The organism is Streptomyces sp. NBC_01497 (assembly GCF_036250695.1).
Lineage (GTDB): Bacteria > Actinomycetota > Actinomycetes > Streptomycetales > Streptomycetaceae > Streptomyces.
The window spans coordinates 4,523,825-4,540,211 of sequence record NZ_CP109427.1 but is presented as its reverse complement, the minus strand read 5'-3'; the positions used below and the strand labels follow the sequence as shown (position 1 = coordinate 4,540,211).

The following is a 16,387-nucleotide window of genomic DNA, read 5'->3' as shown; positions in this document are numbered from 1 at the left end:
CCCCGTCGAGGACGAACACCCCAGCACCATCCGATGCCACATCGACAGCGGAGGACGAACGTGCGAATAAGCGTCGTGGTCGCGGTGCGAGGCAATATCGGCGCATTGGGCGACCTGGGCGAAGCGGTCCGCGCCCAGGACTACCCGGCCGAGGAGCTTGAGCTGGTCGTGGTGGACAACCATTCGGCGCCGGTCCTGCCGCAGGGACCGTACCGGCTGGGGCCCATGCCGTGCCAGGTCGTCCACGAGAGGCGGCCCGGGCTCTCGCGCGCGCGTAATACCGGGATCCGGCGGGCGCGCGGCGAGATCGTGCTGATCACTGATCCGGACGCACGGCCCGAGCCCGACTGGGCCCGGCGCATGGCCGCCGCCCTGGAGACGACGGGGGCGTACTGCGCGGGCGGCAAAGTCGTCCCGTACTTCACCGACGGGATCGTCGGCGACGTACCGGCCGACGTACTCCAGTTGTTCGTGCCTCCTACATGGCCACAGGCCACTACGGAACTGGCCTCCCCGTACTGGGTCGTCGGCTGCAACCTGGCGATACGACGGAACCCGATGCCCCGGTTCGACACCCGACTCGGAGTCGCCGGTCGGCGCCACCTGAGCTGCGAGGAGATGGAGTTCACCGTACGCGCCCAGCGCGGCGGGCATCTGGTGGTCGTCGTGCCGGATGCCGTGGTCCACCGCGCGATCCATCCGGCCGACCTGACGCCATCCGCCTTGCGGGGCCGTGCCCTGTGGCACGGCGTCTCGGTGGCCCGGCTGCTGATGATCCACCCCGGCGCGGACATCTACGACAGCTACCGACTGCGCGACGCGCTCGCCCCCGCGCGCCTGCGGAGCAGTGCGGGTCGCAGTGCGGCAGCGGCCGACGTCGCGCGGGTCGTGGGACTACGGGCGGAACGACTCCGGCTGGCCATGGCCGGAAGAAGCGAACACACCGCGAGCGCAGAGAAGTGCGCGACGACGAAGGAGGTCTCCCATGAGTGACGTCCCCATAGCCGTAGGGCTGAACCTCGGGCACGACGGCGGATGCGCGATCGTGACCGGGAACCGGGTCGTCGCGATCGCCGAGGAACGGTTGAACCGCACCCGGTACAGCGGCGGCTGGCAGGCCGCCCTCGCCTACTGCCTGGAAGCGGCTGACCTCACCCTCGCGGACGTCGGCGTCGTGGTGTTCTCATGCGTTGGCCCCCGCCTCGACGAAGGCTTCACCGGCGGTCTTGAGCGCTACGGCGTGGACGCACGCAGGATCGTGTCCGTCGACCACCACCTGTCTCACGCCTACGGTGCATTCTGCTTGTCCGACACCGACGAGGCGCTGGTCGTGGTCGCGGACGGATCGGGCAACGACCATCAGACCGAGAGCTATTTCCTGGCCGACCGCACGGGGCTGACCCGAGTGGGCGGGAACCGTACGGGAAGGGCTCGGGCGGGAGGAATCGGCGCGACGTACGAGGCGGTGACGAACTGGCTCGGCTTCGACGGGCAGGAGTCCGGCAAGACCATGGCTCTCGCCTCGTACGGCGATCCCAAGGCCATCGACCTGCAACTCTTCGACGTCACCGATGCGCAGGTCGAGGGGCGCTTGGAGCGGACCCACGACCGAGGACTGGTGGAGCTCGCCGCGGCGTCCGGGCTCGATCTCGGCAGACCGTACGCCTGGGCCGAGCCCCGGGCACGCGACCTGGCCGCCTGGGTCCAGGCCCAGACCGAGGACGCTCTCGCCGAAGTCCTCACCCACCTGATGGCAGAGCACCGCCAGACCAACGTCTGCTTCGCGGGCGGAGTCGCGATGAACTGCGTCGCCAACGAGGCGATCCGCCGCCGCACCGGCGCGAACCTGTTCGTGCCCCCGCCGGCCTCGGACCGTGGCCAGGCCCTCGGTAACGCGCTCCACGGCGTCCACCTGCTCACCGGCCGGACACCCAGGACGCCGCTCCCCGGACGGGACTCCTTCGGCCGCGTCTACACCGACTCCGAAATCCACCTGGCACTGCGCAGACATCCCGCCTCCGGCCTGGCGGAGCGTTACCCGCACCAGGCGTTCGCCTACCGGCGCGAGTCCGACCCGGCCACCGCGGCGGCCGAACTCATCGCGCAGGGAAAGCTCGTCGGCTGGTTCGACGGAGGAAGCGAACTCGGTGCCCGCGCCCTCGGCTCACGCAGCATCCTCGCCGACCCCCGCGCGGGAACCACCCGGGAAGTGCTCAACACCAGGGTCAAACACCGTGAGTTCTTCCGACCGTTCGCCCCGGCGGTGCCGGCCGAGCATGCCGGCGCCTGGTTCGAGATCGACCGGCCCAGCCCCTACATGCTGTTCGCCTCGCAGGTCCGAGCGCGGCACCGGGATCAGATCGCCGCGGTCACCCACGTCGACGGCAGCGCCCGCCTCCAGACCGTCGACGCCACCGCTCACCCAGCCTTCCACCGGCTGATCACCAGGTTCGGGGACATCACCGGCGTACCCCTCGTACTGAACACCTCCTTCAACGACACCGAGCCGATCGTGGAGACCCCGGCACACGCGGTGGCGACGTTCTGCCGCACTGACCTGGACGCCCTCGTCTTCAGCGGCGGCTTCGTAGCGGTGAAGACCGATGCCTGAACACCGCGAAGAACCTCGGGTCGCTGTGCTCTTCGACACCGCCGGCTTCCAACGCTCCCTCCCGCTGACCGGAGCCGCCGCCCGCACACTGCACCTGAACAGGCACCTCGCTGAGGCCGGGGTGGAGGTGACGCTGCTGCTGTGCGACCTCAACCCCCGTTCCAGACCCACCCGACGCTGGCCGTTCCCCGTCCGCTACCTGTCGTACGAGGCCGTGTACGAGGAAACCTCGCCGCTCACCGCGCAGATGAAGGAACTCGCCCCCGAGGTGCTGGTGATGTCCAACACACAACTGACCGTGCGCTACGGACGCGCTCTCGCCGACACCGCCGGGGCCGCCCTGGTGTACGAGATGCACGACGACGAGGCCGCCGTCGCCCGGACGATAGGCAAAGCCGAGTGGGAATGCCGCCAGGCCGCTGTCCTCCAGGCGGCGGCCGTGGCCACGGCGGATGCCGTGGTGGCCTTCACCCGCCGTGACGCGGACCTCGCGACCGCTCTGCGTGCGACGAAGGTGCACGTCGTTCCGTGCGGTGTGGAGCCGGGCCCGACCCCTGTTCGCGAACAGAAGACTCCGGGCTCGGCCGCGTTCGTCGGCAACCTCTTCTACGAGCCGAACGCCCGCGCAGCCGCCTTCCTCCGCACCCGGCTCGCCCCCGCGCTGGCGCCCCGGGGCGGATCCGTCGACGTGTACGGGCGATACCCACGAGCACTGCGCACCCTTGGCATCGGCAGCACCGTACGGCTGCACGGCCCGGTGCCGGATCTGCCATCAGCGCTGTCGACAGCCCAAGTGGGCTTGGCGCCACTGGACTCCGGCGGCGGGATGAAGCTGAAAGTGCTCCAGTACATGGCCGCCGGCCTGCCGGTCGTCGGCACAGCGGAGGCGTTCGCCGGACTCCCCGACCCAGGCGCCTTCGCGCTGGTCTCCACCGCCCCGTCCATGGACGACATGCCCGCTCTCGTGGCCCGCTTACAGGACGACGCCTCCCTGCGGCGACGACTCGGCGCAGCGGGACGCCGACTGGTGGAGACCGAGTTCTCCTGGGCGACTGCGGCCGGACTGGCACAGAACGCCTATCGAGCCGTACGCGATGTCCCGGGACCGGCGACAACACCCGCGGTCGGGGCTGGCTACATCCAGAAACTCGCAGGCCAGAAACCATACTGGCTACACGAATGGCGAACGCGGAGGGAACTGACCATGGGCGAGACGCCTTCATCGACGAACGGCCGCGAGCACCCGGTGCTGGCACGACTGGCAAGCGAGATCGACTGCGCTCGCCACGCCGCCGAATCCGCGCTCGACACCGTCTTCGACCAAGCCGCAATCGTGGGCTACGGCGGCCGGTCCATGGTCTTCCTCTCCAAGACCGCTGTCCTGAAGATCTACACGCACCGGCCCGCCGAACGGGCGCGCCGCGAGATCATCGGCCTCCGCCTCGCCGCGCGGGTACCCGCTCTGCGCGTGCCCGAAGTCCTCGGCCACGACGATGTCGAAGGCGCCCTTTCATGGGTGGCCGCCACCCGCCTGAACGGCGCAGCCCCCGACAACATCCACGACACGAACGAGACGCGCGCACTCGGCGAAGTGGCCGCGCGCCTCCACTCCCTGCGCGCCGACACCCTGACCGAACTGCCGGCGTTCGGCCGCAACATCCGGCCCCTGGACCAAGACGCGCACCCCGTACGGGTCCGCCTCTCCGCAGTCCTCGACAAGACCGGACCCGACCAGCGGACCGCGTGCGTTCCGGGATTCGTGCACGGCGACTACTCGGCCCGCAACCTCCTCCTCACCTCCGACCTGGCACCTGGCGTGATCGACTTCGAAGGCTGCGGCGTCGGGTGCGTGTACGAGGACCTCACCAATCTGTACGTCCAGAACTGCCTGATCGACGGCCGCTCCCCGACCCTCGTCCTGACCGGTTACGAAGACGAGAGCTCCCGCCTCGGCGGACTCTCAAACGTGGACGCCCGGCACTTGTTGTGGCACACAGCCCGTTACTTCCGCTGGGTTCTGCAATGGGCCATCGAGATCGACACCACGCTCGCCGACCAGGTCATCGCCCTGGCACCCGGCGTTCTGGATGCCCTTGAAGCCGAAGGGACACCCCGGCTGTGATCATCCTGGACGGCATGCCGGGCGTCGGCAAGACCACCCTTCTCCACCGGCTCCAGGCCGCGTTACCGCATCATCTGCTGGTCTTCCCCGAGGCCCAGCCCCCAGAGAACGGTTCGTCGGACGCCGAGACCGCTCGGTTCCTCTTGGATGAGGCCAGAGACCGTGTCGACACCGCCGAACACCTGTCGCGAAGTCGCCCAGACCTGCTCGTCGCCTCGGACAGGTGCCACATCGGGGTCCTCGCCTACCGCTACGCGCTGGCCGCCGCCGGCCGAGCCCCGTACAGCGACTTCGAGCAGGCCCTGGCCCTGTGCCACGACCTCGACCTCACAGGCCCGCACCCGGACCTCACCACCCTGGTCCTGCTGACCGACCCGGGCACCTCGATATCCAGACGGTCCGCACACGCTCACGACGAGCGCCACACCCTCTGGTTCGACCTCGACTTCCTCACCGCTTACCGGCACTTTCTCGACGACCTGCCGGTCTGGCTCCCCGTCAGTACCTTCACCACGCTCGACGTCACCGACACCTCTGGCTGGCCGACCCTGCTCGACGCGCTGCCACCCGACCTCGTCCGCCGGCTCCCGCCGCAAGAGGCCCTCATGGGCGGCCGATCGTCGGAGGCGGTATGACGCGTGAGCCCGCCACGGCGAACACCCTTCGTCTCCTCACCGCCCTGGCAGTTCCTCCCGACGACACGGCTACCGCCTCTGACGCCGTGGCCGAACTGCGCGCCACCGTCTACGAGATACGAGCTTTCCTCGCCCAAGCCGACGAACACGACACCCAGGCAGTGTCCTCCGAGGTCCTGCACAGGTGGCGGAACGCCCTGGCCCGATCCCACCGCGCACTGGAACAAACCGATCCGGACGAATGGTCACGTTGGCGGCTGCCCGGGACCTGGCTCGACTCCCACCTGCGCCTGCGGTCGCTGATCGCCCACGAGGTCGGCAAGGCGTATTGGGACGACCGGCCCGAGGTCCGCTACGCGGAAATCGACATCGACCGGTATCTGTGGGGCGCCCGGTGACCTCATCGTCCACTCAGGAAAGGACCATGGACAAGTACACGCGCACCGCCGCCGCCCTGCGCGACCTGCTGGGCGGTCCTGACAACATCGTCTCGCTCGCCCACTGCGTCACCCGACTACGACTCACCCTCGCCGACCGTACCCGCGTCGACGACACCACCCTGCGAGACCATCCCGCCGTGCTGGGAGTGCTGGATCGGGATACCTTCCAGATCGTGGTCGGTCCGGCCGCCGTCACCCCGCTTGCCGCGGCCCTCGCCCGACTCCTCGACGCCCCGTAACCGCCGGCCCCCACTGACGGCTCACCGCCGCGCCGGACAACCGGCTCGTCACCGCCAGCCGGTTCGGTACGCCGTCCACTCCAGCGCCGCCGCGGCCTCCCGGGCCTGGTACGCCCGCAGCGCGGGCCGGGACGGACGACGACGGGCCAACTCCCAGTGGCCGGCGACCGATACGGCCAGCGCTGTGACCGCGTCGGCATCCGCCGACTTCCAGGCGGGAACCCGAGCCAGCGTCGCTTCCGCCGACGCCGGCGTATGACCGTCCATGATCATGTACTGGACAAGCCATACGGCGTCGAACCACGCGGCCCCGCGATACCCGAACGCCCAGTCGACGACGAAAACGGTCCCGCTGGCATGCTCGCGCACCATGTTGTCCGGCCGCAGATCAGCGTGAAGCAGCGTGTCACCGTCCGCCGCAGGCATCCAGCGCGTCTCCCACTCGACCAGGTCAGCAAGATGCGCCACGCACCACGGGGAGAGATCGCGAGGCCGATCGGCGGCCAACGTCCGCCAGCAGCTCGAAACCCGGGTCAGGGCCTCGGCCACCGGCCGCGCACCGGCGTAGGCGCACGGGGACAGTGCCTTCTCCATCAACGCCACGGTGTCCAGGACCGCGGGAAGATCGGCGGAGCCCGGAGCAAGGCTGGGATGGCGCCCGTCGACGTCGTCGAACAGCAGCAGGATCCAGCCCTCACTCCGGCCCGACCACAGCAGGGCCGGCGAAGAGAAGCCGGTCGGCACGGCAGCCGCCACCATCGCCTCTTCTTCGTACATCCCGGCCAACGGATGCTCCACCGGTATGCCCTTCACGAACACACGCCGACCATCCGCCAGCAGAAGTCTCGCAGCCAGACCCGACGTGAACCCGCCCTCCTGCGACACGGCCCGCAGTACCGGGGCACCGCCCCGGCTCGCGATCTCACGGCGTACTGCGGGTGGGAGGTCCTGCCATAGCAAGCGAGGCGCTGAATCTGCACCCATCGACCCTCCTCCGGAGTACGTCAAGGACACAAAGCTCGCTGGTCCTCGGGCTGGAGGTGACTATGCGGCACAGGCCGTACAGCGACGTCCGGCGCAGCTCGTCCAAGGTGTGGCTGCGGCCCTTCACCGTCGGAATCACTCCCGCCCAGGACCTCTCCGTCTCTCAAACCGCTCACTGGTGCCGTAAACGCAGCTCAGGCCCGACTCACCGTCCTCAGATGGAAGACCGAGGACAAGACCCACCTGGTGAACCGACGGACGCCGGTGTGTGCCTACACGTTAGAGGCAGCAGGCCGAACAGTCAGCCTCGTCATCATCAGAGTCAAGAGCATCAGAGAGGACTTCCAGGAGAGGCCGATTGGGCTTGATCCGCTTGGCGGCTCGTTCGAGAGCCGCCTGGTGCTTGGCTTCGATCTTCCTTGCGCTCTATCAACTCCGGGGTGTCGGAAGCGGACCTCGTCCTCGTGTTCGACGGCCTTGGCATATGGGTCGGTGTGGGGTTCCTTGAGACCGATGGCAGCGGGGATGCCCGCGCGGGCTCGGCATCCGAGAGACGCACTCTCCCCGGGTCGGCTAGCCGTGGTCGACCTCCCGAAATTTAACCTTCTGTTGGCCGCCGCCCAACGACCTGGGGCGCCACCGAGCCGTGATCGTCTGTGCCCCTCCCTCCGTCGATAGGGCCACCCCGCATCTCCAGATCTCGGGGTCGGCGCATCCCGGTCTGTCAGTACCCACCGCTACTGTCGTCGTTCAGCGTCGGGAAGCGGCTTCGGGGAGAGTGCTGGCTGTGGGCAGAAAACTGCGGGTGGGGCAGGTGTATCGCTATGCGAGCGGCAAGGATCCGAAACCGGAGCTACTCGACGGCCTGCCCAACTTCCACCACGTGACTCACTCGTCGGGTCACAAGCGTGCCCTGCTGGAGGCCGGCATCAACGGAATGGCCAAGGTCCCCACCTCCGAAGGCATACGGCGCCCGGCGATCCTCATCCGCTCCAGTCCTTGGAAGGCCGGCACCGAGCAGACCCCTTGGCACGACGTCTTCGACATGGACAACGGCCATGTCCGCTACTTCGGCGACCACAAAGCCGGTTTGAACGTTCCGACCGGCGCGACCACCGGTAACGCCGCCCTGCTCGACGCTTTCACGGACCACCAGGGGCGAACTCCCGAGGAACGGGCCGCCGCCACACCCCTGCTGCTGTTCCGCGCCGTACCCCGGAACGGCAAGCCCAAGGGGCATGTGGCGTTCTGCGGACTCGGCGTCATCGAGCGGACCGAACGATTGGTTCAATGGGGAGGTCGCGAGCACGAGCCGTTCGTGAACTACGTCTACGACATCGCCCTCATCGACCTGACCTCCGAGGATGACACGGTCGATTGGGAATGGATCGAAGCGCGCAGGGATAAGGGCGTGTCCCTCGCTCATGCCCTCGGCCTCGCACCGCGGGCATGGCGGGAGTGGGTCAAGAACGGTTCCTCGGCCCTCCCCGGACTCCGTCGCCGGGTCGCCCGGGCTCAGGTCGCCAAAGTGCGCGATCAGCGCCTGAAGCCCGGCAGTGGTGAAGCCGCGGACCTGGAAACGGTCTACAAGTACTTCGACGGGCGCAAACACGACTTCGAGGCATTAGCCGCCGCGGTGGCGGCCCGCGTGCTGCGTGGAGCGGGTCACGGGTACGTCGAAGGCTGGCTCACACGCCGGTCGGGCGACGGCGGAGCCGATTTCGTCGGACGTCTCGACCTCGGCGGCGGAAGCGGCCTGGCGGGCACGAGCCTCGTCGTACTCGGGCAGGCGAAGTGCGTCAAACCCGACACCCTCATCACCGCGGAGCAGATCGCCCGGGTGGTCGCCCGGCTCCGACGGGGCTGGATCGGGGTCTACGTCACCACCGGCGCCTACTCCGAGTCGGCGCAGACCGAGATGGTGGAGGATCAGTATCCGATCATCCTCCTGAACGGCATGAGCCTGGTCGCGGAACTGCGAAGCATGGCCAGGGACGACCACGGCGGGGACCTGGCTGCGTGCATCGAGCACGTCCTCGCCGGCCGGGAGATCGCGATCACGAACCGACGCCCCGAGGAGATCCTGCTCCAGTAGCCAGCCGCCGGTCCACCCGCCCCTACGGGCGGTGAATCCCGGTGGCTCTCCGTCCAGAGCAGACGGGCCCACGGGCACTCGGGGGCTTAGGCTCCGACCACCACTGACAGCGACTCCCGGAACACGCCTTCCAACTCCTCGTCGAGTACGTCCGCCGGCAGCGAGTCGAAGGAGATGAAGGCGTTGAGCCTGAGCACCCGCATGAGGAAATCGCGGAGTATCCGCCTCTCCGCGTTGGGCGGAACGTCGAGCGTTTGCCAGACCCTGACGATCGCCCGCACCAGATGCGGGCTCCCGCCGATCGAGGTGCGTCGGGCGTAGATCTGGTCGAAGTCCGACTCGTTGAGCACGGACAACGAGGCGTAGAGGTCCTCCCTCCCTCCGTCCTCGTCGTACAAAAGGTGTGCTCGCCACCACAGCCGGCCGAAGACGTGGCGTGTGACGTCGGTCCCCAGCACCCGGTCGCGATGCAGGTCCGCGAATCTCCACGCGGACACGTCCGGCAGGACGACGAGGGAGAGGAAGGCCCAGAGATCACCCGCGACCGCCTCCGCCGGAACGATGCCTGAGTCTCGGTGGAGGACCGTCGCCACGTCGATGTCGAAACCCGCCGCCTGCCTCCTGCCGGGTTTGACGGGATAGCCGCGTTCGGTGGCGCACGCGAGCACCGCCTCGCGTAGAGAGCCGAGGCTCCGCTCGGGAAGACGGGACCCGCCGGTGGCCGCGTAGAACATGGCCGGGTGGGAGAGAGCCGAACGATCACGCAGGTACTCGACGGAACGGTGTAAACACTCCTCCCGGAGGTTGGCCGCGGCCGCGGGCAGAAGCCGCGGATATAGGTGGACCATCACGTTTCCTTGGAGAAGAGGCCGACGGCGTGCTGGATCTTCGCCGAGAAGAGCGCCGGATCCGTGCGACGCGTCATGCGCAGGGAGGTGAGGGATGTACCGGGGAGGAAGGTACGCAGAAGGCCGAGCAGTGTGTGACCGAGCGTGTCCGGCTCGAACCGGGACGAGTCCGTCAGCTCCTCGTCGGACACGGCCCGCTCGATCATCAGGCGGACGACGTCCTGTCGGACGGCGGACTGGATGAGCCGTTCCGCGTATGACGCCTTCTCCGCGCGGCGAAGCGCGTTGAGCACGACCGGCGTGCCGCTGTTCACGAGCAGCACGACTGCGCCCATCGTCGCCGCCTCCAGGTTCGGACCGACGTCGAGGTACCAGGGGGCGTTCTCCGGGTAACCGGCACTCTTGAAGTCGACCACGGCCATAGGGAACTGCGACGCGTCGCCCTGCAGCCGCACCCCGGCCCGGTGCTGCCAGAGCACGGACCCCGCGCGTCGGGGGCCGGTCGGATCCGCATTGTCCAGGGCCTTCGCGAGAACCAGTTGCGTATCGAGGGACAATCGGCCGCCGCTGTCGCGTCCGATCACGGTGAACGAGAGCTGTGCCGATCGGGTGCCCCCACCGTGCAGTGTGATTCGGTGGGCCAGTCGCCGGAGGCCGCTGCCGGTGGAGCTCCAGATCGCGGAGAGGGCGAGCTCGGCCTCGTATGGGAGTCCGGCCGAAGCCCTGACTGCGTCGAGGTCGACCTTGACAACCGTCTCGAGGGACAGGTCTCTCTGGAAGTCCCAGTCGGGTATGAAGGGGGGCAGCGGAACGACTTCCCCGTCCCCGGACTTGAGGGACCACTCAGACATCGTCACCGACCCGACGGCCGCGACGCGATAGGGGTAGGCGCGACGATTCACCGATCGTCACCCCCTGCCTCAGCCACGACCGTCACCTCGGTCATGGTGTCGGGGGCCGGCCGGACGACCAGCGACCAGACCGTGCCGTCACCGCCGACCGTGTGCAACGCGGACCCTTCAGTCACGGGTCCGCTCCCCGCACGCCATCCCAGCACCGTGGGGATCGACGCTCCGATGGGCGGCTCCGTCTCGACACCGCGACCGTCGCCCAACGCGACGGCGGGGCGACCTTGGACGACGTAGGAGACCGCGTCGGGCAGGGTGAATCGCTGGACGATGACGGCTTCACCGTCCACGACGTCGTGTTCGGGGTCTCCGTCGTACAGAACGCGCCTGCGACCGGAGGGGACGCTCGATCCTCCTCTGGGACCGGGGATCCCGCCGGCTCCGGCCGGCCCTCCGGAGCCCCGTCCGGCGCCCGAGGAACCTCCCGGGGGCGTCGTACCCGCGGCGAAAACCGCCTCCGCCCCCTCCCCCGCCGTACCCGCCATGAGTCCAGCCATGAGTCGGCTCATCCCCGCGAGGGAGACGCCTTCGCCCGCCTCGCTCGCCACCCGGGCCGGCCCGGAAGCCTCCTTCATGACGTCGTTGATCTTGCGGAGGGCTTGTTTGGCCAGGCGCTGGTCGTCGCCACTGAGCTTGTCCACCAACCAGGCGTCGTGCGATGCGGGCTCAGCCGCCGCGAAGACCCGGTCCACTGCGGCGTCGGCACGGAAGACCGCGACGTAACCTCCGCTCTCCTCGAAGAAGGGGGGACCTTCGAGGTACTTCACCACCAGGTCGACCGGCCGCATAAGGCACGTGTGGTGAAGCCGCTCCCCGATACCCGCCTCCTGCGCCACCCGAGGGGGCCTTCCCTGAGGGGAGATGAACTTCCGCATACCGAGTCGGCCGAGGACGCGCCCCATGGACTTGTGCTCGACGAGACGGGTCATGTCGTCGTAGGCCCAGACGAACGGTCGCAGGTGGGGCACCTCCGACGGCCTGGGAACGGGGACCGCCCGGCCCTCGTGGTGGGCGGAGAAGCGCATGGGGGCGTCTCCTCCCTCCGGGAGCATCTTCGGCCAAAGGTTCCAGACCATCGCGTCGACGATCCACCTCATGGCCTCGGCGTCGTCGCGTTCGCCGAAGACCGGGTCGAGGATCGCGACGGAGGTCCCGGTGTCGCCGTCGGGGAGGGAGTTCAGGCCGAGACTTCCGGCGACCTCGTCCGCTTCATCCCCGACCAGCGGCTCGACGTAACCGCGGCGGACCCTTCCCCAGAAGTGGCGGCCGGTGAACGTCTTCGCACCGTCGTCGCCTTCCACGGTATAGCTCTCGTGCACCGCCCACCCGATGAGTCGGGTCTCCAATCGGTCGTCCACACGACAGCGCGTGTGCACGATCACCGTGTGCGACGCGGAAAGGAGGTGGAAAACCGCCTTTCCGAAACCGTAGGTGCCGCCACGGCCGGTGACCTTGCTGGAGCTGCCGGTCTTGCGGACGAACGACGCGAAGTCCGACTGCCCGGGAACCGCGACGTCGGCGCGGGTGGGTCCGCCCAGTCCCCTCGTCCCCGTGTCGGTCACGGTCAGGATGCGCGGGGCGGGACGGGCCAGCGAGGCCCGGAGCTTGAGGTGTCGAAGCTGAGGCGCGCCCGCGGCCAGGAGTTCGCGCCACACCGGAGCCTCACTGGGGCCGAGGGTGCGCAGTTCCACTCGGTAGTCCACCGGGCCGTCCCCGGTTCGCGCGTCCCAGCTGTTCTGAGCCGACTCCCTCACCAGAAGTGTCAGCGGGTCCAGCTCGGTGCCGTCGAGGTTCTTCAAGGCACCCTCGGCCGTCCCTCCGCCGCCGGGGGCGTAGGGCTCGGACGACCAACGCGGGGATTCCGCGCTCATGGCGCCCACCCCAACTCGTCCAGGAAGGCATCCACGGCCGCGTCGTCCAGCACCGGCGAGTGGACGCCGGCCAGATCGACGGTGTAGCGAACGTCCAGGAGTGCGTCCGGTACCGGCTCCGTCAGCGAAGCCGCCGTGAGGCAGGGGAAAGCCCCGTCGACCTCGTACCAACGTTCTTCAAGTGGTGACACGCGCAGTGCGCCTTCGTCGTCCGTCTGTCCGTGCCGATAGCCGACACGTGCCAGTCGAAGCCACAGCTCCGACTCGTCGTCGCACATCCGGGCCGCCTCCGCGGCGAGCTCACCGACGGTCCGCCCCCGCGGACTCTTTTCGAACCGCTGCCAGGCCAGCATCAGACGACCGTCCTGCGGTGCCTCCAGCTGGTCGAGTCCGTGGACGTCGAAAGTCCTACGCTCCGAGGTCGTGTGGGTGCTCTTCACCTCCACGGCGCGGAGGCCGTCGGAGAAGTCGTGTCGTCCTCCCTCGGGGCCGGCCCACCACCTCACGGCGCCCGGGTCCTTGACGAGCAGGCGGAGGAGGACCGACAACTCGCCGATGAGGCCGATCTCCTGCGTCTCGGTGAGCGTGCGGGGTATGCCGCTGAAGAGCTGGCGCCAGCGGTTCACCACCGCCAGCGTAGTGCGGTAGGGCTGCCGCCCGTCCGCCTCCAGTGCCACGAGGACGTCGGCGCACAGCCCCGTGAAGACGTCGTCGAGATCCCTACGGGTGCAGACGACGTCCGCGAAACGTCCGTAGGTCTCGTCGTCCTGCAACGCCCGCTCCATCACGCGGAGTGTTCCGCCGATCCGCCCGGTGGGGATACGTCGACGTCCCCGGAGGGGGATCAGCAAGTGGCGAAACGAGTCACCGTCGGTAGCCGCGGCGACCGCCCCGTGCTCGGTGACGACGGGGAGCGGAGAGGTCCTGAGAGCAGCTCCTGGGCCGAGTGGGGCGAGATCCAACTCGGCCCAGTGCCGGTCGAGCACACGCCGCGGATCGGCGCCCCCGCTCAACTGTCGTCCTCCTCGAAGAGCAACGACAGGTCTTCCTCCTCGTCGTCCTGGACGCGGGACAGGTCGGCGCTGTAGTACTCCACCTCACTGTCCTCACCACGAGGCATCGGGAAGACCAGACCGACGCCGATCACGTGGTCGACGGCATCAAGCGGGGCACGCCTCTCGCGGTTGGTCGGTGACGGCGATAGAGCGTCGATCGGGTAAAGGGTCAGCAACGCGGTGTCGGGCGCCTGCTCGCGCCTGGCGTTCTTCAGCGCCGCCTCGTTGATCTCCGTCAGAGCACCGAGGTCGAGATCGACGCCGGCATCGCGACGGCTCATCAGGGTCTTGATGTCGGCGGCGTCGCCTCCGCTCTCGCCGAGCTTCGCTCGGATGACGCGGTCCACGGCGAACCCGGGGCCGAACTCGTACCGCTTGTCCGGATCATCGCTGAGCGGATTGCCGATGATCGCCACGTTCCAGCGCTTGAGCGAACCGCCGCCCCCGGACCGCACCCGACGCTCGACGTAACTGCGCAACAGACCCGCGTCACACTCCAACGACTTGCCGTGGAAGCGGTATTCGTCGAGGAAATCCAGGATGATGTCATAGGGCACACCTCGGAGGATGTGCCTGCCCTGCGTTCCGTTGTCCTCGTGTCGGGCTCCCGCCAATCGCAGGGAGCGGTCGACGAGGTCGTGGGCGGCCTGGCGGTTGGCCTGCAACCACTCGGCGTCCCGCGTACGGAAGTAGCGGGTCTGCACACGCTGCCCTCCGTACGCCGCACTCGCCTTCACCGCGTCCCGCATCTTGCCCGCCGCCGTGATGCGAAGTGACGGGTGGGTCCGCATGCGTACGGCGAAGGTCCTGGGCGTCTTGTCCTCGACCATGTACACATCGATGTCCCGACGCATCTCCGACTCGACGGTGGCGATGTGCCTGAACCAGTCGCGCATCCCGTCCGTCATCCAGATGCGCGGCAGGTCTGCGTACCCTTCGCGGAAGCCGAACCATCGGCCCATCTGCAGCAAAGAGTCGTACGTCGTGGCGTTTCGCACGAAGTAGCTGACGGCGAGCCCTTCCAGAGTCAAGCCACGCGACAGGGTGTTGCCGCCCACGGCGATGGCGACGACCGGGCCGGCCTCGTAGTCCAATCGCTTCACGCTCTTCGAGTTGTCCAGGATGATGCGGCAATCGTCCACCACACCGGCCAGCAAAGGAAGGAGGGTGTCGAAGGGAACGGGCGTCTCCCCGAGGTCCGGCTCGTTACCGGGGACACGCGCGACCTCGGCCTCCCAGAGCCGCCTCAGCTCCTCGATAAGTTCCCCATCCGCGGCATCGAGCCACCTTGCCGTCCGCCTGCGAAACGCCTCCAAGGGCCCTTCGAAACTCTCGTGGACTACGGTGCTGACACTGGTGTGGATGAGCATCGTGGAGTGGGGCACCCCCGTACCACGCACCCGCCGGGCGGCCGTGACGAGCCAGAAGTACAGGACTGCCGTCCTCAAGGCACCGCTGATCTCGGGTACGAACCCCTCGATCTCGTCTCGTCCCGGTCGAACGAGGGGCACCTCCTCGTCGGGGACCGTGCGGATCATGTCGTATCCGTCCGGTACCTCCTGGGGGTCCTCGCCGTCCAAAGCGTCCCGGCCGAACAGAACCTCGGTGCCGAAGTGTCCGCGCGGCTTCGGCAGGTTGACGACGAAGTCCTCCGGATAGAGGTCCTTGGCGGCGGGGTCGATCAGTAGGTTGGCGAAGGGCGTGGCGGTGTAACCGACGTATCCCCCGCGGGGGAACAGGTCGATGATCTCCCGGATCAGCGGATTGGTGCTACGTGACGCGACACTCGCCTGGTCGGCCTCATCGTCGATGATCAGTGTCGGGCAGTTACGCAGGTAGTCGGGCGCCTTTTCCAACCACGCCTTGAGCTTCCGCAGCCTGGGCACGTTCTTCTTGATCACGCAAAGGACGTGCTGCTGACTCTTGTCGCCGAAGAAGGCCGCCGGGTTGCCCGCGGGAGGCTCGAAGTCCCCGACGCGACCGGTGAGCGGGTGCCACTGGTCTATCACCGGCTCCACGAGCTGCCGCTCGAGCCGAAGCTGGGTCTGCAGTCGCAGCCCGTTGTGGACGCCGGCGAGGACGATGAAGAACTTGTATCCGGCGTCGGCCGCCTTCGCGATGAGAGCGGTGAAGTTGCTGGTCTTACCCGACTGCACGTAGCCGACGACCAGCCCTCTGGTAGAGAAGGCGCACTCCAGGGGGTGGTCGAGCATAGAAACGACCTTGGTCGAAGCGGAGTCGAGGCCGCGCAGGCTGTCCTCGTTCCACGACTGTTTCGCCAGCAGGTTCCTGAGGGCGGGCCAGCACCTGTCGTCGTCCTGAGGGCCCACGTACCAAGTCTCGCGGTTGTTCCGGACGACGGAACCGGGCTCCCGCTTCTCGCGGACGGCGATGGTCTCCTGCTGATGACGCTCCGCGATGCGCTTGGCGAGCTCGTCGGACATGCCGAAGAGCTTGATCGTCGCCAACGCCTGTTCGGGCGTGTGCGTTTTGATCAGGCGCTTGAACGCCTCGTACTGATCCTCGAACTCCTGCAAGCCCCACCCCTCGGATACACGGCGTGCCGCGATCGTAGGGGT

13 protein-coding genes are annotated in these 16,387 nt (G+C 68.3%); 7 read left to right on the top strand and 6 right to left on the bottom strand.

The genetic code is table 11. The annotated features are described in order from the left end of the window. The first annotated feature begins 60 nt into the window (after positions 1–60). Genes OG310_RS19355 through OG310_RS19330 form a run of 6 tightly spaced genes read left to right on the top strand, consistent with a single transcriptional unit; the run spans position 61 to position 6,047 of the window. The gene (locus OG310_RS19355; RefSeq protein WP_329457137.1) at positions 61–993 is read left to right on the top strand and encodes a glycosyltransferase; all 933 of its coding nucleotides are present in this window, start codon (positions 61–63) and stop codon (positions 991–993) included. After that, entirely contained in the window at positions 986–2,611 is a 1,626-nt protein-coding gene (locus OG310_RS19350; RefSeq protein ID WP_329457136.1) for a carbamoyltransferase family protein, read from the top strand. Before OG310_RS19355 ends, OG310_RS19350 begins: the two co-directional genes overlap by 8 nt. A 25-nt stretch (positions 2,612–2,636) precedes the next feature. Beyond that, the gene (locus tag OG310_RS19345; RefSeq protein WP_329457135.1) at positions 2,637–4,733 is read left to right on the top strand and encodes a phosphotransferase; all 2,097 of its coding nucleotides are present in this window, start codon (positions 2,637–2,639) and stop codon (positions 4,731–4,733) included. After that, the gene (locus OG310_RS19340; RefSeq protein WP_329457134.1) at positions 4,730–5,368 is read left to right on the top strand and encodes a hypothetical protein; all 639 of its coding nucleotides are present in this window, start codon (positions 4,730–4,732) and stop codon (positions 5,366–5,368) included. The genes OG310_RS19345 and OG310_RS19340 overlap by 4 nt, the downstream gene beginning before the upstream one ends. Next, positions 5,365–5,766: a hypothetical protein gene (locus OG310_RS19335; RefSeq protein WP_329457133.1), complete on the top strand. Its 402-nt coding sequence runs from the start codon at positions 5,365–5,367 to the stop codon at positions 5,764–5,766. The genes OG310_RS19340 and OG310_RS19335 overlap by 4 nt, the downstream gene beginning before the upstream one ends. Before the next feature lie 26 nt (positions 5,767–5,792). Further along, entirely contained in the window at positions 5,793–6,047 is a 255-nt protein-coding gene (locus OG310_RS19330) for a PTS glucose/sucrose transporter subunit IIB (RefSeq protein WP_329457132.1), read from the top strand. Positions 6,048–6,095: 48 nt separating this feature from the next. Here OG310_RS19330 and OG310_RS19325 read toward each other — a convergent pair whose 3' ends face one another. Then, entirely contained in the window at positions 6,096–7,031 is a 936-nt protein-coding gene (locus OG310_RS19325) for a phosphotransferase family protein (protein WP_329460252.1), read from the bottom strand. A 787-nt stretch (positions 7,032–7,818) separates the two neighbouring features. On the opposite strand from OG310_RS19325, the gene OG310_RS19320 reads away from it, so the two are divergent. Continuing rightward, entirely contained in the window at positions 7,819–9,126 is a 1,308-nt protein-coding gene (locus OG310_RS19320) for a restriction endonuclease (protein WP_329457131.1), read from the top strand. An 86-nt stretch (positions 9,127–9,212) separates the two neighbouring features. Here OG310_RS19320 and OG310_RS19315 read toward each other — a convergent pair whose 3' ends face one another. From OG310_RS19315 to OG310_RS19295, 5 genes are read right to left on the bottom strand one after another with little or no spacing between them, the layout of a single operon-like run. Then, positions 9,213–9,974, bottom strand: a complete 762-nt coding sequence (locus OG310_RS19315) for a DUF6339 family protein (protein ID WP_329457130.1) — start codon at positions 9,972–9,974, stop codon at positions 9,213–9,215. Further along, entirely contained in the window at positions 9,974–10,825 is an 852-nt protein-coding gene (locus OG310_RS19310; RefSeq protein WP_329457129.1) for a hypothetical protein, read from the bottom strand. The genes OG310_RS19315 and OG310_RS19310 overlap by 1 nt, the downstream gene beginning before the upstream one ends. A 47-nt stretch (positions 10,826–10,872) precedes the next feature. Beyond that, complete coding sequence (locus OG310_RS19305; RefSeq protein ID WP_329457128.1) at positions 10,873–12,753, bottom strand: hypothetical protein; 1,881 nt, start codon at positions 12,751–12,753, stop codon at positions 10,873–10,875. Next, the gene (locus OG310_RS19300; protein WP_329460251.1) at positions 12,750–13,739 is read right to left on the bottom strand and encodes a PD-(D/E)XK motif protein; all 990 of its coding nucleotides are present in this window, start codon (positions 13,737–13,739) and stop codon (positions 12,750–12,752) included. Before OG310_RS19300 ends, OG310_RS19305 begins: the two co-directional genes overlap by 4 nt. Positions 13,740–13,762: 23 nt before the next feature. Then, entirely contained in the window at positions 13,763–16,345 is a 2,583-nt protein-coding gene (locus tag OG310_RS19295; RefSeq protein WP_329457127.1) for a Z1 domain-containing protein, read from the bottom strand. Positions 16,346–16,387 lie beyond the last annotated feature (42 nt).